Below are 23861 nucleotides of genomic sequence, written 5' to 3' on the forward strand. Positions count from 1 at the left end.
AATGCGATCTCCGCTGATTGCGATCCTCGCCTTTGCGATCCTCTCCGGGCGGAAGCCCGGGCCACAAGCGGACAGCGACTGTTCCTTGGTCGAAACCGTGCCATGCCACGCTAGAGCTATGCAAAGTCACAAATCCATGGTTGAGGGTGATGACCCAAACAAGAGATCAGGCGTGCGCTGGATGCGCCGCAGCTGTTGTGACCACAAGCATAAGCAAGGCTTCGAGCAGTCACGACACCGGGTGGTCGTCTAACTGGAATGGTAGCGCACTCTCGCCATTCGCAACAACGGACCCGAGGATCACTCGTTCGGGGAGGTCGCGACCTGTACGGCCCCGTCCGCGACGTCCAGGCGCATCGCCGTGAAGCCCGCAGGGGCCTCGGGGACGCGCGCGTCGTCGACGGTCAGGGCGAGCACCGTCGGACCCGCCCCCGAGATCGCCGCGGCGATCCCGGCGGCACGCAGTTCTCTCAACAGCCGGGAGCTCTCGGGCATTCCCCTGGCCCGGTACGGCTGGTGGAGCCGGTCGTCGGTGGCCTCGAACAGGCGGGAGGGCTGGCGCGCGACCGCGGCGACCAGGAGGGCGGCGCGCGAGACGTTGAACACCGCGTCGACGTGCGGGACCTTCTCCGGCAGGGCGGCGCGGGCGACCGAGGTCAGGCCCTTCGCGTCGGGCACGAACACCCACGGGTGGATGCGAGGGGAGGGGTCGAGGCTGAGGGCCTTGGCGCCGTCCTCAGTGTCGTAGGCGACGGTGAACCCGCCGAGGAGGCACGGGGCCACATTGTCCGGATGGCCCTCGATCTCGCTGGCCAGGGCCAGCTTCTGCGCGCGGGTCATGCTCGCGCCGGCGAGGGCGTCGGCGAGCATGATGCCGGCCACGATCGCCGCCGAAGAGGAGCCGAGGCCGCGCGCGTGCGGGATGCGGTTGCGGCACTGGAGCTTCAGACCCGGGGCGGCGAGGTCGAGGTGCTTGAACGTGCGCAGCATGGCGGCGGCGACGAGGTGGCGTTCGTCGAGGGCGACGGTGCCCTCGCCTTCGCCTTGCACGGAGACCTGGACGGCGGTGCCGCTCGTGGCCTCGGCGGTGACCTCGTCGCAGAGGTCGAGGGCGAGGCCGAGCGAGTCGAAACCGGGGCCGAGGTTGGCCGAGGTGGCCGGGACGCGGACGGTGACGCGCGGCCCCGTGGAGAAGGCGCCCAACCTACAGCCCCAAGGCGGTGGCGGTCTTGACCACGTCGACCGGGACGGTCTGCGGCTGCGGCGCGGTGGAGACGGCCCAGTCGGGGTCCTTGAGGCCGTTGCCGGTGACGGTGCAGACGATCGTCTGTCCTTTTTCAACCCACCCGGCGGCGGCCTGCTTGAGGAGCCCGGCGACCGAGGCGGCCGAGGCGAGCTCGACGAAGACGCCTTCGGAGCGGGCGAGCAGCATGTAGGCGGCGTGGATCTCGCGGTCGGTGGCGGCGATGATGTCGCCGTTCGACTCCTTCTTGGCGTCGAGCGCCTTGGTCCAGGAGGCCGGGTTGCCGATGCGGATCGCGGTGGCGATGGTCTGGGGGTGCTCCACGACGTGGCCGTCGACGATGGGGGCCGAGCCGGCGGCCTGGACGCCGAGCATCCGCGGCAGCTTGGTGGCGGCGCCCGCGGCGTGGTCCTCGTTGTAGCCCATCCAGTAGGCGGTGATGTTGCCCGCGTTGCCGACCGGGAGGCAGTGGATGTCCGGGGCGTCGCCGAGGACCTGCACGACCTCGTACGCGGCGGTCTTCTGCCCGAGGATGCGGTTGAAGTTGATGTGGTTGACGAGCGTGACCGGGTAGTCCTGGGCGAGCTTGTCGGCCATCGTGAGGCAGTCGTCGAAGTTGCCCTCGACCTGGAGGAGCTTCGCGCCGTGGACGAGGGCCTGGGCGAGCTTGCCGAGGGCGATCTTCCCGGCCGGGACGAGCACGGCGCAGGTGATCCCGGCCCGCGCGGCGTAGGCGGCGGCGGAGGCGGAGGTATTGCCGGTGGAGGCGCAGATGACGGCCTTCGAGCCCTCCTCGACCGCCTTGGAGACCGCGAGCGTCATGCCGCGGTCCTTGAAGGACCCGGTCGGGTTGAGGCCCTCGATCTTGAGGTAGACGTCGCAGCCGGTCCGGGCCGACAGCGTCGGAGCGGGCAGCAGCGGCGTGCCGCCCTCCTGGAGGGTGACCACGGGGGTGGCGTCGGTGACCGGGAGCCGGTCGCGGAATTCCTCGATGAGGCCGCGCCACCCGCCCCGGTAAGGATTGCGTTCACTCCGGTCCGGGTGGTCGGGGGAGACGGGCGGGCGCATGGCAGATGCGGACATGTCGTCCTATTCTCCTTCGACGCGCATGACGCTGGTGACTTGGTGCACCGAGGTCAGTTGCGACAGTTCCTCTACGGTGTCCGACAGCTGCTTGTCGGCGGCGGTGTGGGTGACGACCACGAGCTGGGCGTCGTCGGCCCGGCCGGACTGGTGGACGGTGGCGAGGCTGACGCCGTGGTGGGCGAAGGTGGCCGCCACGCGGGCGAGCACGCCGGGCTCGTCGACGACGTCGAGGCTGACGTGGTAGCGGGTCCGGGCCTCGCCGATGGGTTGCACCGGCAGGTCCGAGTAGGCGGCCTCGGGCGGGAAGGCGGTGATCCCGCCGCGCTTGTTGCGCGCCACGGCCACGATATCGCCGAGCACCGCCGAAGCGGTCTCGGTGCCGCCCGCTCCCGCTCCGTAGAACATGAGGCGGCCGGCGGACTCGGCTTCGACGAATACCGCGTTGTACGCGCCGTTGACGTTCGCGAGCGGGTGGGTCGCCGGGATCATCGCCGGGTGGACCCGCACGGACACGCCCTCGGCCTCGCGGCTGGCGATGCACAGCGGCTTGACGACGCGCCCCTGCGCGGCGGCCGAGGCGATGTCGGCGGCGCTGACGCCCTGCGTCAACGCGCCGGTGGACGAGGTCCCGGCCCGCAGCGACTCGCGGTAGACGTCCTTGATGTCCACGTGCGTGTGGAACGCCAGCGAGGAGATGAGTGCGGCCTTCGCGGCGGCGTCGTAGTTGTCGACGTCGGCGCTCGGATCGGCCTCGGCGTAGCCGAGCTCGGTCGCCTCGGCCAGCGCCTCCTCGAAGGACGCGCCGGTCTGCGACATCTGGGTGAGGATGTAGTTCGTGGTGCCGTTGACGATGCCGAGCACGCGGTTGATGGTGTCGCCGTGCAGCGACTCGCGCAGCGGGCGCATGAGCGGGATCGCCGCCGCGGCGGCGGCCTCGTAGTAGAGGTCCGCGCCCCCGGCCTTCGCGGCGGCCGACAGGGCCGGGCCGTCCTCGGCGAGCAGGGCCTTGTTCGCGGTCACGACCGATTTGCCGTGGCCGAGCGCGGTGGTGATCCAGGTGCGCGCGGGCTCGACGCCCCCGGCGACCTCCACCACGATGTCCACGTCGTCGCGCTTGACCAGGCCGAGGGCGTCCGTGGTGAACAGGGACGCCTCGACCGGCAGGTGCGAGCGGTCGCGGTCGATGCGGCGCACCGCGATCCCGACGATCTCGACCGGCTCCCCCACCCGGGCCGCCAGCTCCTCCCCGCGCGTTCGCATGAGGCGCACGACTTCACTGCCGACGGTGCCGCATCCGAGAAGCGCGAGTTTCATCGCTGATGTCCTTCTTTCTGGTGGTTCATCCGGGCTGGATTCAGCCGACGTCGAGTCGCAGCAGGTCGTCGACGGTCTCACGGGCCAGGATCACCCGGGCCTCGCCGTCGCGGACGGCGACGACGGGCGGGCGGGGCACGTGGTTGTAGTTCGAGCCCATCGAGCGGCAGTAGGCGCCGGTGCCGGGCACCGCGAGCAGGTCCCCCGCCGCGATGTCGGCCGGCAGGAACTCATCTTTAACAACAATGTCGCCCGCTTCGCAATGCTTTCCCACTACTCGGGCCAGGGCCGGCGCGGCCTGCGAGGCGCGCGAGGCGACCGTCGCCGAATAGGTCGCGTCGTAGAGCGCGGTGCGGATGTTGTCGCTGATGCCGCCGTCGACCGACACGTACAGCCGGGACGCCCCGGCCGAGAGCGTGACCGGCTTGACGGTGCCGACCTCGTAGAGGGTGAACACGGCCGGGCCGATCAGGGTGCGGCCGGGCTCGATCGACAGGCGCGGCGCGTCGATCCCGGCGGCGGCGCACTCCTCGGCGACGATCTTGCCGAGGCTCGCGGCGATGTCGGCGGGCGGCTGCGGGTCGTCCTGGCTGGTGTAGGCCATGCCGAAGCCGCCGCCGAGGTCCAGCTCCGGCAGGGCGACCCCGAGGTCGGCCTGGAGCTTGGCCTGGAGGCGGACGACGCGCGCGGCCGAGACCTCGAACGCGGCGGTGTCGAAGATCTGCGAGCCGATGTGCGAGTGCAGGCCGACCAGTTCGAGGTGCTCGGCGGCGACGACGCGCCGCGCGGCCTCGTAGGCGTGGCCGCCCGCCAGCGAGAACCCGAACTTCTGGTCCTCGTGGGCGGTCGCGATGTACTCGTGCGTGTGGGCCTCGACGCCGACGTTGACGCGGACCATCACCTTCGCGCGCTTGCCGAGCGAGGCGCTGATCTCCTCGAGCCGCTCGATCTCCGTGAAGGAGTCGGCGACGATGCGGCCCAGGTCGAGTTCGACGGCCTGGCGCAGCTCGGCGAGGGACTTGTTGTTGCCGTGCAGGCCGAGCCGTGCCGGTTCGAGCCCGGCGGACAGCGCCACGGCGAGTTCCCCGGCGGTGCACACGTCGACGTTCAGGCCCTCCTCGACGGCGGCGCGCAGGACCGCCTTGGAGCAGAAGGCCTTCGCGGCGTAGTACACGTCGGCGTCGGCGAAGGCCTCGGTCCAGGACCGGCAGCGCGCGCGGAAGTCGTCCTCGTCGAGGACGTACGCGGGCGTGCCGAACTCGGCCGCGAGGTCCTGCACCGAGAGGCCGCCGATGTGGAGGACGCCGTCGTCGGCGCGCTCGACGTTGCTCGCCCACAGCTGCGGGAGCAGGGCGTTCACGTCGTCGGGCACGCCGAGCCAACCGGGGCGCAGCGTGTAGAAGTCGAAGTCGCCGTGCAGTGCGCCGGCCTCGTGGATCCGCATTACATGCGCTCCGGGGCGGAGACGCCGAGCAGGCCCAGCGCGTTCGCGAGCACGACGCGGGTCGCGTCGACGACCCACAGGCGGGCCCGGTTGAGGTCGGTGGGCGCCTCGTCGCCGACCGGCAGGACCCGGCAGTCGTGCTGGAAGCGGTGGTAGGCCGCGGCCAGCTCCTCGGCGTAGCGGGCGACCCGGTGCGGCTCGCGCAGCTCGGCCGCGGAGGCCACGACGCTCGGGAACTCGGCGAGGGCCTTGAGCAGGTCCGACTCGCGCGGATGCGCCAGCAGCGAGGCGTCGTAGGACTCGCCCTTCGCGACGCCGCGGTCGGCGGCGTTGCGCAGGACCGCGGAGGTCCGGGCGTGCGCGTACTGCACGTAGTAGACCGGGTTCTCGTTGCCGTGCCTGGTCCACAGCTCGATGTCGAGGTCGATCGCGGAGTCCGCGGAGTACCGCGTGAGGGCGTAGCGCGCGGCGTCGACGCCGACGGCCTCGACGACGTCGTTCAGCGTGATGATGTTCCCGGCCCGCTTCGACAGCCGGACCGGCTCGCCGTCGCGCAGCAGGTTCACGAACTGCCCGATGAGGATCTCCATCGTGCCCGGCTCGTCGCCGAACGCCTGGCTGATGGCCTGCATCCGGCCGACGTAGCCGTGGTGGTCGGCGCCGAGCATGAACACGAGCTTCTCGAAACCGCGCTCGCGCTTGTCGAGGTAGTAGGCGCAGTCGGCGGCGAAATAGGTCCACCCGCCCCTGGAGTTCTTGAGGACCCGGTCCTTGTCGTCCCCGAAGTCGGTGGTGCGCAGCCAGACCGCGCCGTCGGCCTCGTAGACGTGGCCGAGTTCGCCGAGCCGTTCGACGGCCTTGTCGAGCTCGCCCCGCTCGTGCAGGCTCCGCTCGCTGAAGAACACGTCGAAGTGGGTGCCGAAATCGGCCAGGGTGCCCTTGATGTCGTCCAGCATCAGCTCGAGGCCGACGGTCCGGAAGACCTCGAGGGGGTCCGCCGCGTCGAGCGCGTCCGGGCGCCGCTTGAGCACGTCCGCGGCGATCTCGTCGATGTAGGCGCCGACGTAGCCGTTCTCGGGGGTCGGCTCGCCCTTGGCGCGCGCCAGGAGCGACGCCGCGAAGTGGTCGACCTGCGTCCCGGCGTCGTTGACGTAGTACTCGGCGATGAGCTTGGCGCCGGACGCGCGCATCACCCGGGCGAGGGAGTCGCCCATCGCGGCCCAGCGGGTGCCGCCCGCGTGGATGGGGCCGGTCGGGTTCGCGGACACGAACTCCAGGTTGGCGTAGACGCCTTCCATGGAGTTGTTGGTGCCGTACGAGGCGCCTGCGGCGACGATCGTCCCGGCGATCCCGCCCGCGGCGGCCGCGTCCACGGTGATGTTCAGGAAGCCGGGACCGGCGATGTCGACCTTGGCGACACCGCCCTGGCCGGCCAGGAGCTCGGCGATCTTCTCGGCGAGCGCGCGCGGGTTCGTGCCGGCCTTCTTGGCCGTCTGCAGCGCGATGTTGGAGGCGTAGTCGCCGTGCTTGGGGTCCCTGGGTCGCTCCACCGCGGTTCGAGCGGGCAACACGGCGGCGTCGAGGCCGAGGGCCTCGAACGCGGCGCGCGTAGCGGACAGCACTTTCTCTGCGAGCGTCTCAGGAGTCACCCGGCAATCGTAGACGCCCCGCTTCAGCGCGCGCGAGTGATAAAGGCCCTTGTGGCCTGCGCGCCCGTCGGCGCGCGCACCGGCCCGAGGGTCCCGTCCCCGGGCGGGCCCGGTCGGTAGGCTCACGGTGACCACGTGACGAGTTCCCCGTCGGAAGGCCCACTGTCGTGCAAGCAACGCCGCCGCCCCGCTTCCTCCGCCGCACGGCCGCCGCCGCGGTCCTGATCGCCGCGCTCGCGGGCTGCTCCGCCGAGCCCGAACGCTCCGGCGGGGACGGGTCCGCCGCGGCCGACCCGACCACCGCGGCCGCCGGCGAGCTCGACGGCGTGGAGCACTTCTACGGCGAGTACGGCGACTACGTCACCGTCAAGACCGCGGTCCAGAACGGCGAGACCACGATCGACGAACTGGAGCACCCGTTCGTGATGCAGCAGGACCACGTCGACGCCGCGGCCGGCTGGGACGGCGAGAACCCGGTCTACGAGATGACGCCGCCCGCGGGCGGGCACCACCTGTCGGCGTGGCAGACGTGCACCGGATCGGTCTACCCGGCCCCGATCGTCGACGGCAACGCCGTCCACTCGATGGAGCACGGCGCGGTGTGGCTGACCTACGACCCCGAGCTGGTCGACCAGGCCCAGATCGATGCGCTCGGCCTGCTGATCCAGGGCCGCGACTACTCGCTCATGAGCCCCTACCCCGGGCAGGGCGTCGCGGTCTCGCTCCAGTCCTGGGGCAACCGCTACCAGACCGATGACCCGGCCGACGCGACGATCGAGGCGTACCTGGACGCGTACGTCCTCAACGAGCGGTTCAACCCCGAGGCCATGGCGACCTGCTCGGGCGGGGTGTCCACGACGGTGGACGACCTCCAGGGGTGAGGGCGCGACCGGAGTGTCTGATTCGAGGCTTGCTCTAAGGAATGGTCGCGTTCGGACCAGGTAAGGTGGCGTACGCGAGCGGAAATCACACCGGGTCCACCCCGGCTCCGCTCCGGCCCATCCCGACGTCGACGAATAAGGCGCTCCTCGCGAAATGGCATCCAAGAAGCAAACCGCCACCAAGGGCTCCGGCAAGGGCACTGGGAAAGGCGCAGTCAAGAGCGACGGCAAGTCGCTGAGCAGGTCCGCGACGCCCGCGAACGCCCGCAAGGGCCGCGCCGTCCAGGTGAAGCAGCCGAAGCCGTGGGGTCTCATCCTCACGTTCTCCGCCGTCGGCGTCGTGGCGCTCGGCCTCATCGGGGCGGCCGTGTACGTGGTCTGGGACCGCAGCCAGCCGCCGGAAGGGGTCACCGACTTCTACGGCGAGTACGCCAACTACTCCGAGGTCTCCGACGCGCTGCGAGACGGCGAGGTCACCGAGGAGGAGCTCGAGCACCCCTGGGTCGTGCAGCAGACGCACGTGGACAACGAGGACCCGGCGGCCGTCCCCGAGTACGAGCTGACCCCGCCCGCGGGCGGCAACCACCTCGGCGCGTGGCAGACCTGCAGCGGCAACGTCTACGACGCGCCGATCGTCGACGGCAACGCCGTGCACTCCCTCGAGCACGGCGCCGTGTGGCTGACCTACGACCCGGCACTCGTCGACGGCAACGGCGTCAAGGAGCTGGCCTCCAAGATCGAGAACCGCGACTACAGCCTGATGAGCCCCTACCCCGAGCTGGGCGTGCCCGTGTCGATCCAGGCCTGGGGCGTCCAGTACCAGACCGACGACATCAACGATCCGAAGCTCGAGGAGTTCCTGGACTTCTACGTCCAGAACGCCGACAACACGGCCGAGGCCAACGCGACCTGCTCGGGCGGGGTGTCCACCACCATCGCCGACCAGCAGCAGATGCCCACCGGCTGACCGAGGCGAACCTTTCGGCCCTCAGCTCGTTAGGCAAGTGAGGCGCGGGCGCTTCGGGGAGCGCCCGCCGGGAGAGGACGACGAATGAGCCGCTTGTGGCGCAGGCCCGCAGTGCTGATCGCGATCACCGCCGTGCTGATGCTCGGCGCCGGGTTCGCGGTCGGCTGGGTCGCCGGCACCGCCGCACCGGGCGACGACTCCGCTGAGGCCGGGTTCGCGCGGGACATGCAGACCCACCACCAGCAGGCCGTCGAGATGGCCATGTACGAGTGGCGCAACGGTGGCGACGAGACGCTGCGGACGGTCGCCTACGACATCGCCACGGCCCAGAGCGCCGAGATCGGCATGTTCCGCTCGTGGCTGCGCGAGTGGGGGGTCCAGCTCTCCACCGGCGAGCCGATGGCGTGGGCGGGCGAGGAGCACCAGCACGACACCGAAGCGGCGGGCGGCCTCATGCCCGGCATGGCGACCGACGAGGAGATGGCGACGTTCAAGACCCTCACCGGGGCCGACGCCGACATCATGTTCATCGAGATGATGATCGAGCACCACATCGGGGGCGTCGACATGGCGAAGGTCGTGCTCGACCTGTCCGAGAACGAGCGCGTGGTCGACGCCGCCGAGCGCACGATCACCGTGCAGCAGGCCGAGATCGAGAGCCTGGAGAACCACCTCGAGCGGATCCGCTCCAGCGTCGAGGGATAGGGGCCCCATGAGCAGCAACTGGGGGCCGGGCTACGGCGACCCGTCCCATCCGACCACCGGGGAACTCCCCCGCGTCGGCGACGGCCGCCACACCGACGAGCTCCGCACCGTCCAGGTCGACACGGTCGCCGAACCGCCGCCGCAGGAGCACGCCGACTCGCCGTACCGCTCCAGCGAGGAGAACGCCGAGCCGCGCGGCGGCGCCTGGTCGATGCCGAGGACGGGCCCCGAGCACACCGACTCCTTCCCCGAGGGCTCGCAGCCGCGCTTCGGCGGATCCCAGCCCCGCTTCGGCGGCGGGTCCCAACCCCGTGTCGGGCCGCTCCGCGGCGACGACACGACCCAGTTCGCCCGCGTGGGCGACGGCGTCCGCGGCTCGGTCGGCCCGGTGTCGGTGCAGATCGACCACGTCCGCGTCGACAACGGCGTCTCCGGCGACACGCAACTGCTCTCCACCGCGGCCTTCATGCGCCCGCAGGAGGAAGCGCCGCCGGCGGTCCAGGCCCCGCAACCGGAGCCGGGCACCGGTTCGATGCCCGCGATGCGCCACCAGATCGGCCCCGACTGGACCCAGACGCCCCTGCGGCTCCTCGCCGCGGCCGCGGTAGCGACGGCGGTCCTGGCCGCCTCGGCCGCCAGCCTCATCACGATCGGCAACTGGATCAACCCGTAAGACCGCCCGATGTCGCACCCGTGCGCGAGAATCGGGGCGACGAGAGGGGACCCGCATGCCGACTTGGGACGACGTCGTGGCGATCGCGAAGCGCTTCCCCGAGGTCGAGGAGACCACCAGCTGGCAGACGCCGTCGCTCAAGGTCAAGGGCCGCTTCTTCGCGCGCCTGCGCACCGAGGCCGAAGGCGGCCTGGCGATCGTGTGCGAGCCGAGCGAGAAGGCCGCCCTCCTGGCCTCGGCCGATCCGGCCTTCTACACCACGCCGCACTACGACCGCGCCGCGATGATCCTGGTCGACCTCGCCCGCATCGACGAGCAGCGCCTGACCGAACTGATCGAAGACGCCTGGCACCGCAAGGCCCCGATCCGCGTCCGCCGGGCCTACGAGGCGCGGTAGACGACGAGAGACCCGGGCGGTGGGCCCGGGCCTCCCTTTTCGTCCTTGCGGCGCTTACACGATGATGCCGGCGCCCACGGTCCGGTTGTCGGCTTCGTCGATGATGATGAAGCCGCCGGTGGCGCGGTTGCGGCGGTAGTCGTCGCACAGGAGCGGCTTCGTCGTGCGGAGCGTGACGCGGCCGATCTCGTTGAGCTTCAACTCGGTCGCGCTCTCGTCGCGGTGGAGCGTGTTGACGTCGAGCTGGTACTGCACGTCCTTCACGACCGCGCGCACGTCGGCGGTCGTGTGCTTGACGGCGTACTTGCCGCGCAGTCGCAGCGGGCGCGCCTCGTCCATCCAGCACACCATCGCCTCGATGTCCTGCGACACGCGCGCCTGATTGCCGGGGCGGCAGAGCATGTCGCCGCGGGAGACGTCCAGCTCGTCCTCCAGACGGACCGTCACCGACAGGGGCGGGAAGGCCTCCTCCAGCGGTCCGTCGGCGGTCTCGATCGAGGCGATGCGCGAGGTGAAGCCGCTGGGCAGCACCATGACCTCGTCGCCGGGCTTCATGACGCCCGAGGCGACCTGGCCCGCGTAGCCGCGGTAGTCGTGGTGGTCGCCCGAGTGCGGCCGGATCACGTGCTGGACCGGGAAGCGCACGTCCACGAGGTTGCGGTCCGAGGCGATGTGGACCCGCTCCAGGTGGTGCAGCAGGCTCGTCCCCTGGAACCACGGCATGTTCTCGGACCGGTTCACCACGTTGTCGCCCTTGAGGGCCGAGATCGGGATGACGGTGAGGTCCGGGACGTCGAGCTTGGTCGCGAACGCGCTGAACTCGTTCTCGATCCGCTTGAAGACCGCCTCGTCGTAGTCCACGAGGTCCATCTTGTTGACGCACAGGACCATGTGGGGCACGCGCAGCAGCGAGCACAGGAACGCGTGGCGGCGCGACTGCTCCACGAGGCCCTTGCGGGCGTCGACCAGGATCAGCGCGAGGTCGGCGGTCGAGGCGCCGGTGACCATGTTGCGCGTGTACTGGATGTGCCCGGGCGTGTCCGCGATGATGAACTTCCGCTCGGGCGTGGAGAAGTAGCGGTACGCGACATCGATCGTGATGCCCTGCTCGCGTTCCGAGCGCAGGCCGTCGGTCAGCAGCGCGAGGTCGGTGTACTCGTCGCCGCGCCCGGCGCTGACGGCCTCCACCGCGTCCCACTGGTCCTCGAACAGCGCCTTGGAGTCGAACAGGAGGCGCCCGATGAGGGTCGACTTGCCGTCGTCCACCGAACCGGCCGTGGCGAAGCGCAGCAACTCGTGCGTGTCCTCGCGGGAGGACAGGGTGTCCGTCATTAGAAGTAGCCTTCCCGTTTCCGGTCTTCCATCGCGGCCTCGGAGGTCTTGTCGTCGCCTCGGGTCGCGCCGCGCTCGGTGATGCGGGTGGCCGCGACCTCGGCGACGATCTCGTCGATCGTCGTCGCGTTCGAGCGCACCCCGGCGGTCAGGTTCGCGTCGCCGACGGTGCGGTAGCGGATCTTCTCGGTGAAAACCTCCTCGCCCTCGCGCGGGACGATGAACTCGTTGACGGCGTAGAGCATCCCGCCGCGGTCCACGACCTCGCGCTCGGCGGCGAAGTACACCTCGGGCAGCGGGATGTCCTCGGAGCCGATGTAGCGCCACACGTCGAGCTCGGTCCAGTTCGACAGCGGGAACACGCGGATCTGCTCGCCCGGGTGGACCCGGCCGTTGTACAGGTTCCACAGCTCGGGCCGCTGGTTCTTGGGGTCCCACTGACCGAAGTCGTCGCGGAAGGAGAACACGCGCTCCTTGGCGCGGGCCTTCTCCTCGTCGCGGCGGGCGCCGCCGAACAGGGCGTCGAACTGGTACTTCTCGGCCGCTTCCAGGAGCACGGGCGTCTGGATGCGGTTGCGGGTGCCGTCCGGGGGCTCGGTGACCAGGCCGCGGTCGATCGCGTCCTGCACGGAGGCGACGATGAGCTGCACGCCCGTGGCGGCCACGCGCCGGTCGCGGTAGTCGATGACCTCGGCGAAGTTCTGCCCGGTGTCGACGTGCATCACCGGGAAGGGGATCGGCGCGGGCGCGAACGCCTTCTGCGCCAGGTGCAGCATGACGATGGAGTCCTTGCCGCCGGAGAACAGCAGCACGGGGCGCTGACAGGTGGCCGCGACCTCACGGAAGATGAAGATCGCCTCGGCCTCCAGCGCGGCGAGATGGCTGATGCGGTAGTCGCTCACCGGCGCAATGCTCCTCTCGGCTCGACCCCGTTCGGGGTGGATTCGTTTCTCGTGGCCCGGTCGGAACCGGGTGGTCAGTGCGCGGCGCCGATGGCCTTCAGCGCGGACGCCGCCAGGTCGGGTCGACACACCAGGAGGTCCGGCAGGTACGGGTCGGCGTTGTTGTACCGCAGCGGACTGCCGTCGATCCGCGTGGCGTGCCAGCCGGAGGCGAGCGCCACCGCGACGGGTGCGGCGGAGTCCCATTCGAACTGCCCGCCGGCGTGCACATAAGCCTCCACTGTACCGGCGACCACGGCCATGACCTTGGCTCCGGCCGAGCCCATGGGGACGAGCTCGGCGCCGAGCGCGGCCGCCACGGCCTCGGCTTCCGCCGGTGGTCTGGTGCGGGACACGGCGATCCGCGGGGTCGCCGGGAGCGCCTCGGGCACGGCGTACGTCTCGTCGGTGCGCAACGTCACAGACTGCGCCGGGAGGGCGACGGCCGAGGCGGTGAGGCCGAGGCCCCGCTGCCACAGGGCCACGTGCACGGCCCAGTCGTCGCGCCCGGCCTCGGAGTACTCGCGGGTGCCGTCGAGCGGGTCGATGATCCATACCCGCGAGGCGTCGAGGCGCGCGGTGCCGATGCGGCCCGACTCGCCCTTGCCCTCCTCGGAGAGCACGGCGTCGCCGGGACGCTCGGCGGCCACGCGCCCGAGCAGGTAGTCGTCGGCCTGCCGGTCCCCGGCGGCCTTGAGGGCCTTGGGGTCCTCGAAGCCGAGTTCGTCCCTGAGCTTGAGCAGCAGCTCCCCCGCGCCGTGCGCGAGCTCGGCCGCGAACGCCACGTCGGCGGGGTCGGCGGCCTCGGGCGTGGCGGTGGGGGCTCCGAGCGCGGATTCGGAGCCGGGGGCGTCATGCATGCCGGTCAGTCTACGCTGCGTCCCTTTTCCGTCCAAATGTTGGGCCAGGTCGTCCCGCGAAATGGGAGCGATTTCCGGGTTCATTCCAGCCTCAGTACGCGCCCTGGGGGCGCAGGATCGCGGTGACCGTGCGCAGCAGGATGACGAAGTCGAGCGAGAGGTTCCAGTGCTCGACGTACCGCAGGTCCAGGCGCACGGCCTCCTCCCACGGCAGGTCCGAGCGGCCGGAGACCTGCCAGAGCCCCGTCATGCCGGGCTTGACGGCGAGGCGGCGGCGCATGTCGGCCTCGTACGCGGCCACCTCGGCGGCGAGCGGCGGGCGCGGGCCGACCAGGCTCATGTCGCCGCGCAGCACGTTCACCAGCTGCGGGAACTCGTCGATCGAGAAGCGCCGCAGGTACTTCCCGACCTTGGTGATGCGCGGGTCGTCGCGCATCTTGAACAGCACCCCGTCGCCCTCGTTGAGGTGCGCGATCGCCTCGAGCCGGCGCTCGGCGTCCACGTGCATGGTGCGGAACTTCCAGATGGTGAACGGCTGCCCGTCCTTGCCGATGCGCTCCTGCTTGAACAGGGCCGGCCCCGGAGAGGTGCAGCGGATCAGGAGCGCGGCGCCCAGCAGCAGCGGCGCGAGCGCGAGGAGGAGCATCGCCGCGCCGACGCGGTCGACCGCGTCCTTCGCGAGGCGGCGCACGCCGGTGAGGCGGGCGTGGTCGAGGTGGAGCATCGGCAGGCCGTCGACGGGACGGACCGTCGTGCGGTCGCCGGCGACGTCCACGAGCGCGGAGGCGACTATCAGGTCGACCTCGCTGCGTTCGAGCTTCCACGCGAGGCGCCGCAGCGCCTGGCCGTCGATCTCGGGGCAGGACAGCACGATCACGGTGTCGGCGCGCTCGGCGGCGACGGCCTCGGCGATGCGGTCGAAGCTGCCGCGCACCCGGGTGTCGAAGTCCAGGAGGGCGCCCTGCGGCCGCTCGGTCGGCAGACAGGCCGCGACGACGTTGAGGCCGTGGTAGTGCTCGCGGCGCAGCTGCACGATGAGCGCCGCGACGGAGGACTCGTGGCCGACCAGGACGACCCGCTTCATGCACCTGCCGCCGCGCCGCATGCGGTGCAGCCACTTGCGCCACGCGAAGCGGGCGATGATGGAGCAGGAGGCGGCGGTGGGGATCGCGATGAGCACGAATACGCGCGACGTGGGCAGCTCGAGTCCATAGGAGACGATCGCGACGGCGGCGGTGAGCGCCACGGCCGCGTTGAGGATCCGCTGGTACTCCTCGGTGCCCACGAACAGGTACCGCTTCTCGAAGGCCCGCGAGAGGCCCAGCGCCGCGATCCACACGGCGGGGAGGGCGACGATGGCGAGCACGTACACGCGGCTGTGGTGGTCGAGGTGCCCGAAGCGGGCGAGGAAGGCCAGGCCGGCGCCGACGATCCCGGCGGCGATGTCGGATCCGATGATCCCCGCGAAGTACTTCCGCTGCCACGCGGGCGGGCCGCCGTAGGGCCGGATCCGCTGCGGAGTGATGGAGTAGACGCGCCCTTGCGACTCCGATGCCTGAACGCTGCCGTGTGCCTCTGTAACCGTCACAACCGCTCTAACGACCGAGTGGACGTTGAGTGACGGCCGTATAACGCTATGGAGTACGTGAAGATCGATCCATTGTCAAGGGACGCGAAGCGGGCGTCGCGACACGGCGGAAAGGCGGGAGACGACCCCGCGCCCTACTCGGCTCGGGGTTGCGTATCGGCGACCGGCGCCGGTGCGCCGCAGGGCGACTGCGCGAGCGGCGTTACGGCGCTTCCGGTTCGACGCCGCGGACGTTGAACTGGTTCTGCGCCATGACGAAGCCCTTCTCGATGATGGCCTCGACCGCGTCGGCCGCGAGTTCGACGTTCAATTCGACTTCGGGGCGTTCGGCTTTCGCGAAGTCTTTGAGGACGTAGTCGGCCGCCTCCTGGCGGCCGGGCGGGCGGCCGACGCCGAACCGCACCCGGGCGTAGTCCTTGGTGCCGAGGACCTTCGAGAGCGAGCGGAGGCCGTTGTGGCCGCCTTCGCCGCCGCCGCGCTTGATGCGCAGCTGCCCGAAGGGGATGTCCAGCTCGTCGTGGACGGCGATCACCGACTCCGGGGCGACGCCGAAGTACTGGGCGAGCGGCCCGACGGCCTCGCCCGAGAGGTTCATGAACGTCAGGGGTTTGACGAGAATGACGCGAGGCCCGCCTACCCCCAAGCGGGCCTCGCAGACTTCGGCGCGGGCCTTGCGGGCCACGGCGAATCGGCCGCCGACGCGCCGGGCGAGCGCGTCGGCCACCATGAAACCGACGTTGTGGCGGTTCGCGGCGTACTTCGGCCCGGGGTTGCCCAGGCCGACCACGATCGTCGTCGGGGTGTCGGTCATCGTCGTGCTTACTCGGCGGCCGCTTCGTCCTCGGCGCCCTCTTCGTCGGTCTCCTCGCCACGGGGCTCGGAGACGGACGCGAGGACCTGGTCGCCGTCGGTGAGGATGACGATGCCCTCGGGGGCCTCGATCTCGCGCACGTAGCGCTGCGAGCCGATGGCCAGGCCTTCGATGCTCACCTCGATGGACTCGGGGATGTGGGTCGCCTCGGTCTCCACGTTCAGGCTGGTGAGCTCGTGCACCACCAGGCCGCCCTTCTCGGCTTCGCCGACGAAGTTGATCGGGATGTCGGCGGTGACGGTCTCGCCCTTGCGCACGATGAGCAGGTCGGCGTGGACGATGTCGTCGCGGAGCGGGTCGCGCTGGATGTCCTTGGGGATCACCAGCTCGCGGGTGCCGTCCGTGACTTCGATGCTGATGAGCTGGTTGGCGCCGCCCTTGCGGATCGCGGCCGCGAACTCGAGCCCGGGAAGGGAAATGTGGCGCGGCTTCTCGCCGTGGCCGTAGACCACCGCGGGAACCTTTCCAGCCCTGCGCGTACGGCGGGCACCGCCCTTCCCGAAGTCAGTGCGAGGCTCGGCGCTGATACGAACTTCGGACACGGAAATACTCCCCTGTTTCTTAGCAACATTTCATGCGGCGCTCGACGCTCACGTCGGCATTCAGAAGGGCAGAACAGCCCTGAAAAGACCTACGCCTATGCGTCGATTACGGCGCCCTCTGGAGGACACCCTCGCCGTCGGCAACCCCACCAGAGTACTACGCGCGTCAGATCAGGCTTGACACGGGCGTCTATGTGTGACTTACGAGAGTCCGCCGAAGAGGGTGGTGACGGAGCCGTCGTTGAAGACCTCCCAGATGGCCTTCGCGACGAGCGGGGCGATGGAGAGGACCGTGAGCTTCTCGAGGTCGGCGGCTTCCTTGGGGAGCGGGAGGGTGTTCGTGACGATGACCTCGCTGACGGGTGCGGCGGCGAGGCGCTCGGCGGCGGGGCCGGACATGATCGGGTGGGTCGAGGCGATGACGATGTCCTCGACGCCGGACTTGTGCAGCATCTCCGCGGCGGAGCAGATGGTCCCGGCGGTGTCGATCATGTCGTCGATGAGCAGGCAGGTCCGGCCCTCGACGTCGCCGACGACCTTGTGCGCGACGACCTGGTTGGGCTTGAGCGGGTCGCGGGTCTTGTGCACGAACGCGATCGGGCAGCCGCCGAGGCGGTCGGACCAGCGCTCGGCGAGGCGCACGCGACCGGTGTCGGGCGAGACGACCGCCATCTGCCGGTCGGCGTACTTCTCCTCGACGTAGCGGGCGAGGGTCCCCATGGCGAAGAGGTGGTCGACGGGGCCGTCGAAGAAGCCCTGGATCTGCGCGGTGTGGAGGTCGACGGTGAGGATGCGGTCGGCGCCGGAGGTCTTGAGCAGGTCCGCGATGAGGCGGGCCGAGATGGGCTCGCGGCCGCGGTGCTTCTTGTCCTGGCGGGCGTAGGGGTAGAACGGCAGCACGACGGTGATGCGCTTGGCCGAGCCGCGCTTGAGCGCGTCGATCATGATGAGGGTCTCCATGACCCACTCGTTGATCGGGGCGGGCATGGACTGCACGACGAAGGCGTCGCAGCCGCGGACGGACTCCTGGTACCGGACGAAGAGCTCGCCGTTGGCGAAGGAGTAGGCGCTCATCGGGGTCGGCGCGACCCCGAGGTGCTTGCCGATCTCCTCAGCCAGCTCCGGGTAGGCGCGCCCGGAGAACAGCATGAGCATCTTGGAGTTGACAGCGGACATGCTCGCCATGACGTGGGCTCCCCCATAGGTCGTCTCACCAGAACCTCGACGGTTCCAGTGTCCCTGACCGGGCCGTGGAGCGCGAGGGGACCTGCCCGTTTAGTGTCCCGTCACGCTTCCGACACTCCCGCCTCATCTTTCGCTCTCCTTGCTGCTTCATCCGAGATCGTGCCGGCGCGCTTCTTGGCGACCCAGCCCTCGAGAGCGGCCTGGCGGGCGCGGGCGACGCCGAGGTCGCCGGGTTCGACGTCCTTGACGATGGTGGAGCCCGCGGCGACGTAGGCGCCGTCGCCGACGGAGACGGGGGCGACGAGCACCGAGTCGCAGCCGATGAACGCGGCCTCGCCGATCTCGGTGTGGTGCTTGCGGACGCCGTCGTAGTTGGCGGTGATGACGCCGCAGCCGATGTTGGCGTTCGCGCCGACCGTGGCGTCGCCGAGGTAGGCGAGGTGGTTGGCCTTCGCGCCGCGGCCGATGTCGGCGTTCTTGGTCTCGACGAACGCGCCGACCTTGGCGTCCTCGGCGAGCTTGGACGCCGCGCGCAGGTGCGCGAAGGGCCCGACGTGGGCGCCCTGGCCGATGTGGGCCTGGTCGGCGTGGCTGCGGACGACCACGGCGTTCGCGCCGACGATGGTGTCGGTGAGCGTGGTGTCGGGGCCGATCTCGGCTCCGGAGTCGACGGCGGTGGCGCCCTTCAGCTGGACGCCGGGGTGGAAGAGGACGTCGGGGGCGACCTTGACGGTGGCGTCGATCCAGGTGGTCTCGGGGTCCTCCATGGTGACGCCGGACTTCATCAGCTCGGTGTTGATGCGGCGCTGCATGATGCGGCGCAGCGAGGCGAGCTGGGCGCGGTCGTTGCAGCCGAGGACCTCGGTGGGGTCGTCGACGACGACGGCGCCGATCGGGTGGCCGGCCTCGCGGGCGAGTTCGAGCACGTCGGTGAGGTACTGCTCGCCCTGGTCGTTCGCGGAGTCGAGTTTGGCGAGCTGCTCGCGCAGGATCTTCGCGTCGAAGGCGTAGGTGCCGGAGTTGATCTCGCGGATGGCGAGCTCGGAGAGGTCGGCGTCGCGGTGCTCGACGTTGCGGAGCACGTTGCCGTCGCTGTCGCGCACGATGCGGCCGAACCCGGTGGGGTCGTCCACTTCGGCGGTGAGGACGGTGACGGCCTGCCGGGTCTTCTCGTGGACCTCGACGAGTTCGGCGAGGGAGTCCGAGCGCAGCAGCGGGGTGTCGCCGCAGGCGACGATGACGGTGCCCTCGAGGTCGGGGTAGGCGTCGAGCGCGGTGCGGACCGCGTGGCCGGTGCCGAGCTGCTCGGCCTGGAGCACGGTCTGCGCGTCGGGTGCGGCCTCGTCGAGGAAGGCGGTGACCTGGTCGGCGGCGGCGCCCACGACCACGATGCGCAGGTCCGGCCCGACGGCGCGGGTGGCCTGGAGGACGTGCCCGAGCAGGGGCCGGCCCAGCATCTCGTGCAGCATCTTGGGTTTCGAGGACTTCATGCGGGTGCCCAGGCCAGCGGCCAGGATGATCGCCGAACGTTCACTGCTCATGATGGGCCATGGTAGTCGGTGGCGGGGACGTGAACGGCTCGGGCCGCGGGAGTCGCGCCGTTCGCGCCATTACCGAATCGTTACGAATGGAACACGCTCTCCACCATCCCGAGGCTTGTGCGACCTGCATCACGCGTCATATGTTGCAGTCAACAACAAATCTCGGAGGTACCTCTCATGCACCTTCCCAGCAGCTCCCCGACCCGATCCCTCGCGGCCGCGGCCGCCGGAGCGACCCTCGTCCTCGGCCTCGCCGCCTGCGGCGGCGGCGAAGGCGGCGACTCCGGCGGCGAGGAGACGCCGCTCATCGGCGTCATCCTCCCCGACTCGGCCTCGTCCGACCGGTGGGAGACCGCCGACCGCAGATACCTCGAAGCCGCCTTCGAAGCGGCCGGCGTCGACTACGACATCCAGAACGCGCAAGGCAGCCGCGAGGACTTCCAGACCATCGCCGACCAGATGCTCACCAAGGGCGTCGACGTGCTGATCACCGTCAACCTCGACTCCGGCACCGGCGCCACCGTCATCGAGAAGGCCAAGTCCCAGGGCGTGGCCACCATCGACTACGACCGCCTCACCGAAGGCGGCGGCGCCGACTACTACGTCAGCTTCGACAACGAACGCGTCGGCGTCCTCCAGGGCGAAGGCCTCGTCGCCTGCCTCGAAGGGGTCGCGAACCCCCTCGTCGCCGAACTCAACGGCTCCCCCACCGACAACAACGCGACCCTCTTCAAGCGGGGCTACGACTCCGTCCTCGACCCGCTCTACGAGTCCGGAGCGCTGACCAAGGGCCCTGACGAATGGGTCCCCGACTGGGACAACGCCCAGGGCGGCACGCTCTTCGAGCAGATGCTCACCGACACCGGCACCGAGATCGACGGCGTCCTCGCCGCCAACGACGGGCTCGCGCACGCCGTCATCACCGTCCTGGAACGCAACAACCTCAACGGCACCGTCCCGGTCACCGGCCAGGACGCCACCGTCCAGGGCCTGCAGAACATCCTCGCCGGCGACCAGTGCATGACCGTCTACAAGGCCATCGAAGAGGAGGCGAACGCCGCCGCCGACCTCGCCGTCGCGCTCGCCAACGGCGAGAAGCCGAGCACCGACGCCACCGTCGTCGACCCGGTGACCGAGGCCGACGTGCCCGCCGTCCTCCTCGAACCGGTCGCGATCACCATCGACAACATCCAGCTCGTCGTGGACGACGGCTACGCCGACCCCGCGGAGCTGTGCGCCGGCGAGTTCGCCGCGCTCTGCACCGAGCACGGGATCGGATAGGGGCCGCACGTGCTGCTCGAACTCACCGGCCTCTCGAAGCGCTTCGGACCGGTCGAAGTCCTCTCCGACGTCGATCTCGCGATCGACGCCGGAGAGGTCTGCGCGCTCGTCGGCGACAACGGCGCCGGCAAGTCCACACTGGTCAAATGCATCGCGGGCATCCACGCCATCGACGGCGGCACCATCAACGTCGACGGCCGGCCCCGCGGCATCTCCGGCCCCCGCGACGCCGCCGCCCTCGGCATCGAGATCGTCTACCAGGACCTCGCCCTGTGCGACAACCTCGATGTCGTCGAGAACCTCTTCCTCGGCCGCGAGCGCCGCCGCGGCCTCGTCCTCGACGACGACGCCATGGAGCAGCTCGCCGCCGAGACCCTCGAATCGCTGGCCGTCCGCACCATCCGCAACCTCCGCCAGCCCGTCGCGAGCCTCTCCGGCGGCCAGCGCCAGACCGTGGCCATCGCCAAGGCGGTGCTGTGGAACTCGCGCCTGGTCATCCTCGACGAGCCCACCGCCGCGCTCGGCGTCGCCCAGACCCGGCAGGTCCTCGAACTCATCCGCCGCCTCGCCGACCAGGGCCTGGCCGTCCTCTACATCTCGCACAACCTCAACGACGTCTTCGCCGTGGCCGACCGGATCGCCACGCTCTACCTGGGGCGCATGGCGGCCGTGCTCGACGCCGCCGACACCACGCAGTCGCAGGTGGTCGAACTGATCACGAGCGGCCGGTCCGGGTCCCTGGGCCTCATCGACACGAACGGAGTGCGGCCGTGAGCACCCCTGTGCACCTGAAGGAAGACCGGCCCGAGGCCGCGACCGAACCGGGCCCGGCCCGGGCCATCGCCCTCCACCTCAAGGGCTACTGGAACGAGGTCCGCTCGGGCGAGGTCGGGGCCCTCCCGGCCGTGGCCGGGATCATCGCGCTCTGCGCCTTCTTCGGCTTCTCCCAGCCGGTGTTCCTCTCCGTGGGGAACCTCGCGAACCTCTTCGGGCAGGGCGCGGCCGTCGCGTGCATCGCCATGGGCCTGGTGTTCGTCCTCGTCATCGGCGAGATCGACCTCTCGGCCGGGTTCGCCTCGGGGGTGTGCGCCGCGATCATGGCGGTGATCCTCACCGACTGGGGCTGGCCGTGGCCGATCGGCATCGGCGCGGCCCTCGCGACGGGCATGCTCATCGGGCTGGTCCTCGGCACGCTCGTGGTCAAGCTCGGGATCCCGTCGTTCGTGGTGACGCTCGCGGCGTTCCTGGCGTTCCAGGGGGTCGTGCTGATGATCCTCAAGGAGGGCACCAACATCACGATCAACGACGAGACGGTCAAGGCCGTCGCGGGCGGGAACCTGGAGCGCTGGCAGGGCTGGGCGCTGCTCGTCCTCACCGTCGCCGCCTACGCGGCCCTGCAGTTGCAGCGGTGGCGGCGGCGCGTCGAACGCTCGCTCGTGCACGAGCCGCTCGCGGTGGTCCTCGCGCGGATCGGCGCGCTCGCGGCGCTGCTGACGGGGACGGTGTTCCTGTTCAACCTGGAGCGCTCGGCGAACCCGCAGATCATCTCGCTGACGGGCGTGCCCGTGGTCGTGGTGCTCCTCGGGGCCCTGTTCGCGGTGTGGACGTTCGTGCTGCACCGCACCCGGTTCGGGCGGCACCTGTACGCCGTCGGCGGGAACCACGAGGCCGCGGTGCGCGCGGGCGTGGCCGTCGACCGGGTGCGCATCGGCGCGTTCGTCATCTGCTCGGGCATGGCCGCGGTCGGCGGGATCGTGGCGGCGTCGCGCGCGGCCTCGGTGGACCCGAACACCGGCGGCTCCAATGTGCTCCTGCTTTCGGTCGGGGCCGCCGTGATCGGCGGTGCTAGCCTCTTCGGTGGCAAGGGCACGGTGCGGGCGGCCCTCCTGGGAGGAGCGGTGGTGGCGATCATCAACAACGGCATGGGCCTGATGGGGCTGAGCGCCGGCGTGCGGTTCGGCGTGACCGGGGCGGTGCTGCTGCTCGCGGCCGGCGTCGACGCCATGTCGCGGGGCCGGGGCAAGCTCTTCGGCAGGCACTGACCGGTGGCCCGAACCGGGACCGAGGAGCTGCGTCGGCGCAATCGTGCGGCACTGCTCGAACAATTGCACCGGCACGGTCCCCAGACCCGCGCCGAACTCACCGAGGCCTTGGGGCTCAACCGGTCCACGATCGGCGCGCTCGCGACCGACCTGGCCGAGTCGGGGCACCTCCAGGAGACGACGGGCCGGTCGACCGGGTCGGCCGGCCGGCCTTCGACGCTGGTGGAGTGCGTCCCGAAGGCGGCCACGGTCGCGGCGGTCGAGATCCGCGCCCGGAGTGTGCGGTTCGCGCTGGTCGGGCTGGGCGGCGAGGTCCTCGAACGCACCGAGTCGGGGCTCGACGAGGACGCGGACCCGATGGACGCCGTCGCGGTGATCACCGGCGGCACGGCCGCCGAGGCGATCGAGGCCGTGGCGGCGGTGCCGGGGCTCGTGGACGCGGGGGTCGTGGCGCATTCGACGGAGCTGGGCTGGGCCGGGCGCGACGCGTCCGCGGACCTGGAGGCGGCGACCGGGCGCGAATGGCGGGTGGTCGACACGGCGACGGCCGCGGCGGTCGGCGAATGGTCGCGGGGCGACGCCCACGAGTCGACGAAGCTGCTGTACCTGCACGGCGGCCGGGGTCTGACGGCGGGGCTGGTGATCGAGGGCCGCGCGCAGCGCGGCGGCTCGATCCAGTTGGGTCACATCGTGGTGAAGCCGGGCGGGCTCGAGTGCGCGTGCGGGCTGCTCGGGTGTCTGGAGGCCGAGATGGAGGCCTTCGCCTACACCGAGGACATCGAGCACGCGACGGCCGCGGCCGGGCTGGGCGACGCGGCGGCCCGGGACCGGCTGCGGCGGGCGGGACAGGACCTCGGCCGCGCGCTGGGCGCGGTCGTGACGGCGACGGGCCCGGACGAGATCCTCTTCGGCGGGTGGCTGCGCGAGCTGTACCTCTCGGCGGCGGCTCCGGTCCGTTCGGCCCTGGCCGAGACGACGCTGCCGCATCTGCGGTCGAAGCTGCGCCTGCGGACGCCGGTCCTGGGTGAAGAGGGCCCGCTCATCGGAGCGGCGGAAGCGGGATTCGCAGCGGTCATCGACCGGATGCGCTGAGGCGCGGGGCCCTCGGCGAGGGGAACGGGCGACGCTCAGGCCCGGTTCGCGGCCGGGACCGTCGGGCCCTCGCGCCGTCGTCGGGGGCTCCCCGAGTCCGGTTCACGGGCTGGTGCCCCGAACGGGGACTGGGGTGCGATGGCTGGCCCGCCAGGACTCGAACCTGAAATGACTGAACCAAAATCAGTAGTGTTGCCAATTACACCACGGGCCATCGCGGGCGGTTC

General features: G+C 70.7%; 22 protein-coding genes and 1 tRNA gene. 9 read left to right on the top strand and 14 right to left on the bottom strand.

Features of this window, described 5'->3' with window-relative positions; genetic code table 11:
* Nucleotides 1-300: 300 nt before the first annotated feature.
* Genes thrB through argS form a run of 5 tightly spaced genes read right to left on the bottom strand, consistent with a single transcriptional unit; the run spans nt 301 to nt 6736 of the window.
* Nucleotides 301-1203: a homoserine kinase gene (thrB, locus tag K3N28_RS18100; RefSeq protein ID WP_228094152.1), complete on the bottom strand. Its 903-nt coding sequence runs from the start codon at nt 1201-1203 to the stop codon at nt 301-303.
* Nucleotide 1204: 1 nt separating this feature from the next.
* The gene (gene thrC, locus K3N28_RS18105; RefSeq protein ID WP_374209825.1) at nt 1205-2311 is read right to left on the bottom strand and encodes a threonine synthase; all 1107 of its coding nucleotides are present in this window, start codon (nt 2309-2311) and stop codon (nt 1205-1207) included.
* 21 nt (nt 2312-2332) lie between these two features.
* Entirely contained in the window at nt 2333-3643 is a 1311-nt protein-coding gene (locus K3N28_RS18110) for a homoserine dehydrogenase (RefSeq protein ID WP_228094154.1), read from the bottom strand.
* A 40-nt stretch (nt 3644-3683) separates the two neighbouring features.
* Nucleotides 3684-5087, bottom strand: coding sequence for a diaminopimelate decarboxylase (gene lysA, locus K3N28_RS18115; RefSeq protein ID WP_228094155.1), 1404 nt, complete (start codon nt 5085-5087; stop codon nt 3684-3686).
* Nucleotides 5087-6736, bottom strand: a complete 1650-nt coding sequence (argS, locus tag K3N28_RS18120; protein WP_228094156.1) for an arginine--tRNA ligase — start codon at nt 6734-6736, stop codon at nt 5087-5089. Before argS ends, lysA begins: the two co-directional genes overlap by 1 nt.
* A gap of 167 nt (nt 6737-6903) precedes the next feature.
* Here argS and K3N28_RS18125 point away from each other — a divergent pair, with 167 nt between their 5' ends.
* The 5 genes from K3N28_RS18125 (at nt 6904) to K3N28_RS18145 (ending at nt 10359) form a co-directional block, all read left to right on the top strand.
* Nucleotides 6904-7617, top strand: a complete 714-nt coding sequence (locus tag K3N28_RS18125; protein ID WP_228094157.1) for a DUF3105 domain-containing protein — start codon at nt 6904-6906, stop codon at nt 7615-7617.
* A gap of 154 nt (nt 7618-7771) precedes the next feature.
* Nucleotides 7772-8584 carry a DUF3105 domain-containing protein gene (locus tag K3N28_RS18130; protein WP_228094158.1) on the top strand — a complete coding sequence of 271 codons (813 nt, stop codon included), beginning with the start codon at nt 7772-7774 and terminating at the stop codon, nt 8582-8584.
* A gap of 84 nt (nt 8585-8668) precedes the next feature.
* The gene (locus K3N28_RS18135) at nt 8669-9289 is read left to right on the top strand and encodes a DUF305 domain-containing protein (RefSeq protein WP_228094159.1); all 621 of its coding nucleotides are present in this window, start codon (nt 8669-8671) and stop codon (nt 9287-9289) included.
* A 7-nt stretch (nt 9290-9296) separates the two neighbouring features.
* Complete coding sequence (locus K3N28_RS18140) at nt 9297-9962, top strand: hypothetical protein (protein ID WP_228094160.1); 666 nt, start codon at nt 9297-9299, stop codon at nt 9960-9962.
* Between the two features lie 55 nt (nt 9963-10017).
* Nucleotides 10018-10359 (top strand): MmcQ/YjbR family DNA-binding protein, encoded by a 342-nt coding sequence (locus tag K3N28_RS18145; RefSeq protein ID WP_228094161.1) that lies wholly within the window; start codon nt 10018-10020, stop codon nt 10357-10359.
* Between the two features lie 54 nt (nt 10360-10413).
* Here K3N28_RS18145 and K3N28_RS18150 read toward each other — a convergent pair whose 3' ends face one another.
* From K3N28_RS18150 to glmU, 8 genes are all read right to left on the bottom strand, one after another.
* Nucleotides 10414-11691 (bottom strand): sulfate adenylyltransferase subunit 1, encoded by a 1278-nt coding sequence (locus tag K3N28_RS18150; RefSeq protein WP_228094162.1) that lies wholly within the window; start codon nt 11689-11691, stop codon nt 10414-10416.
* Nucleotides 11691-12593, bottom strand: coding sequence for a sulfate adenylyltransferase subunit CysD (gene cysD, locus K3N28_RS18155; protein ID WP_255640290.1), 903 nt, complete (start codon nt 12591-12593; stop codon nt 11691-11693). The genes K3N28_RS18150 and cysD overlap by 1 nt, the downstream gene beginning before the upstream one ends.
* A 74-nt stretch (nt 12594-12667) precedes the next feature.
* Nucleotides 12668-13492, bottom strand: coding sequence for a 3'(2'),5'-bisphosphate nucleotidase CysQ (locus K3N28_RS18160; protein ID WP_228094164.1), 825 nt, complete (start codon nt 13490-13492; stop codon nt 12668-12670).
* A gap of 91 nt (nt 13493-13583) precedes the next feature.
* On the bottom strand, nt 13584-15080 hold the full coding sequence (locus K3N28_RS18165; protein WP_228094165.1) for a sugar transferase: 1497 nt from the start codon (nt 15078-15080) through the stop codon (nt 13584-13586).
* Between the two features lie 202 nt (nt 15081-15282).
* Nucleotides 15283-15891, bottom strand: a complete 609-nt coding sequence (gene pth, locus K3N28_RS18170; RefSeq protein ID WP_228094166.1) for an aminoacyl-tRNA hydrolase — start codon at nt 15889-15891, stop codon at nt 15283-15285.
* 8 nt (nt 15892-15899) lie between these two features.
* Nucleotides 15900-16493, bottom strand: coding sequence for a 50S ribosomal protein L25/general stress protein Ctc (locus K3N28_RS18175; protein ID WP_228094167.1), 594 nt, complete (start codon nt 16491-16493; stop codon nt 15900-15902).
* Nucleotides 16494-16694: 201 nt separating this feature from the next.
* Nucleotides 16695-17678 carry a ribose-phosphate diphosphokinase gene (locus K3N28_RS18180; RefSeq protein WP_228094168.1) on the bottom strand — a complete coding sequence of 328 codons (984 nt, stop codon included), beginning with the start codon at nt 17676-17678 and terminating at the stop codon, nt 16695-16697.
* Between the two features lie 101 nt (nt 17679-17779).
* The gene (gene glmU / locus K3N28_RS18185; protein ID WP_228094169.1) at nt 17780-19219 is read right to left on the bottom strand and encodes a bifunctional UDP-N-acetylglucosamine diphosphorylase/glucosamine-1-phosphate N-acetyltransferase GlmU; all 1440 of its coding nucleotides are present in this window, start codon (nt 19217-19219) and stop codon (nt 17780-17782) included.
* Between the two features lie 177 nt (nt 19220-19396).
* Between glmU and K3N28_RS18190 the strand changes: the two genes are divergently transcribed.
* From K3N28_RS18190 to K3N28_RS18205, 4 genes are read left to right on the top strand one after another with little or no spacing between them, the layout of a single operon-like run.
* Nucleotides 19397-20500, top strand: a complete 1104-nt coding sequence (locus K3N28_RS18190) for a sugar ABC transporter substrate-binding protein (RefSeq protein ID WP_228094170.1) — start codon at nt 19397-19399, stop codon at nt 20498-20500.
* 9 nt (nt 20501-20509) lie between these two features.
* A complete protein-coding gene (locus K3N28_RS18195) occupies nt 20510-21274 on the top strand; it encodes an ATP-binding cassette domain-containing protein (RefSeq protein WP_228094171.1) in 765 nt (254 codons plus the stop codon).
* The gene (locus K3N28_RS18200; protein WP_228094172.1) at nt 21271-22542 is read left to right on the top strand and encodes a sugar ABC transporter permease; all 1272 of its coding nucleotides are present in this window, start codon (nt 21271-21273) and stop codon (nt 22540-22542) included. Before K3N28_RS18195 ends, K3N28_RS18200 begins: the two co-directional genes overlap by 4 nt.
* Before the next feature lie 3 nt (nt 22543-22545).
* The gene (locus tag K3N28_RS18205; protein ID WP_228094173.1) at nt 22546-23634 is read left to right on the top strand and encodes an ROK family protein; all 1089 of its coding nucleotides are present in this window, start codon (nt 22546-22548) and stop codon (nt 23632-23634) included.
* A gap of 139 nt (nt 23635-23773) precedes the next feature.
* Here K3N28_RS18205 and K3N28_RS18210 read toward each other — a convergent pair.
* Nucleotides 23774-23848, bottom strand: a tRNA-Gln gene (locus K3N28_RS18210).
* Nucleotides 23849-23861: the final 13 nt, after the last annotated feature.

Origin of the sequence: Glycomyces sp. TRM65418 (assembly GCF_019710475.1) — a bacterium.
Lineage (GTDB): Bacteria > Actinomycetota > Actinomycetes > Mycobacteriales > Micromonosporaceae > Glycomyces.

What these genes read in the sequence shown, in the direction of transcription:
- thrC (WP_374209825.1), bottom strand. Translation starts at nt 2,311, where the DNA reads ATGCGCCCGCCCGTCTCCCCCGACCACCCGGACCGGAGTGAACGCAAT.
- K3N28_RS18110 (WP_228094154.1), bottom strand. Translation starts at nt 3,643, where the DNA reads ATGAAACTCGCGCTTCTCGGATGCGGCACCGTCGGCAGTGAAGTCGTG.
- lysA (WP_228094155.1), bottom strand. Translation starts at nt 5,087, where the DNA reads ATGCGGATCCACGAGGCCGGCGCACTGCACGGCGACTTCGACTTCTAC.
- K3N28_RS18130 (WP_228094158.1), top strand. Translation starts at nt 7,772, where the DNA reads ATGGCATCCAAGAAGCAAACCGCCACCAAGGGCTCCGGCAAGGGCACT.
- K3N28_RS18135 (WP_228094159.1), top strand. Translation starts at nt 8,669, where the DNA reads ATGAGCCGCTTGTGGCGCAGGCCCGCAGTGCTGATCGCGATCACCGCC.
- K3N28_RS18140 (WP_228094160.1), top strand. Translation starts at nt 9,297, where the DNA reads ATGAGCAGCAACTGGGGGCCGGGCTACGGCGACCCGTCCCATCCGACC.
- K3N28_RS18145 (WP_228094161.1), top strand. Translation starts at nt 10,018, where the DNA reads ATGCCGACTTGGGACGACGTCGTGGCGATCGCGAAGCGCTTCCCCGAG.
- K3N28_RS18150 (WP_228094162.1), bottom strand. Translation starts at nt 11,691, where the DNA reads ATGACGGACACCCTGTCCTCCCGCGAGGACACGCACGAGTTGCTGCGC.
- K3N28_RS18160 (WP_228094164.1), bottom strand. Translation starts at nt 13,492, where the DNA reads ATGCATGACGCCCCCGGCTCCGAATCCGCGCTCGGAGCCCCCACCGCC.
- pth (WP_228094166.1), bottom strand. Translation starts at nt 15,891, where the DNA reads ATGACCGACACCCCGACGACGATCGTGGTCGGCCTGGGCAACCCCGGG.
- K3N28_RS18180 (WP_228094168.1), bottom strand. Translation starts at nt 17,678, where the DNA reads ATGGCGAGCATGTCCGCTGTCAACTCCAAGATGCTCATGCTGTTCTCC.
- glmU (WP_228094169.1), bottom strand. Translation starts at nt 19,219, where the DNA reads ATGAGCAGTGAACGTTCGGCGATCATCCTGGCCGCTGGCCTGGGCACC.
- K3N28_RS18190 (WP_228094170.1), top strand. Translation starts at nt 19,397, where the DNA reads ATGCACCTTCCCAGCAGCTCCCCGACCCGATCCCTCGCGGCCGCGGCC.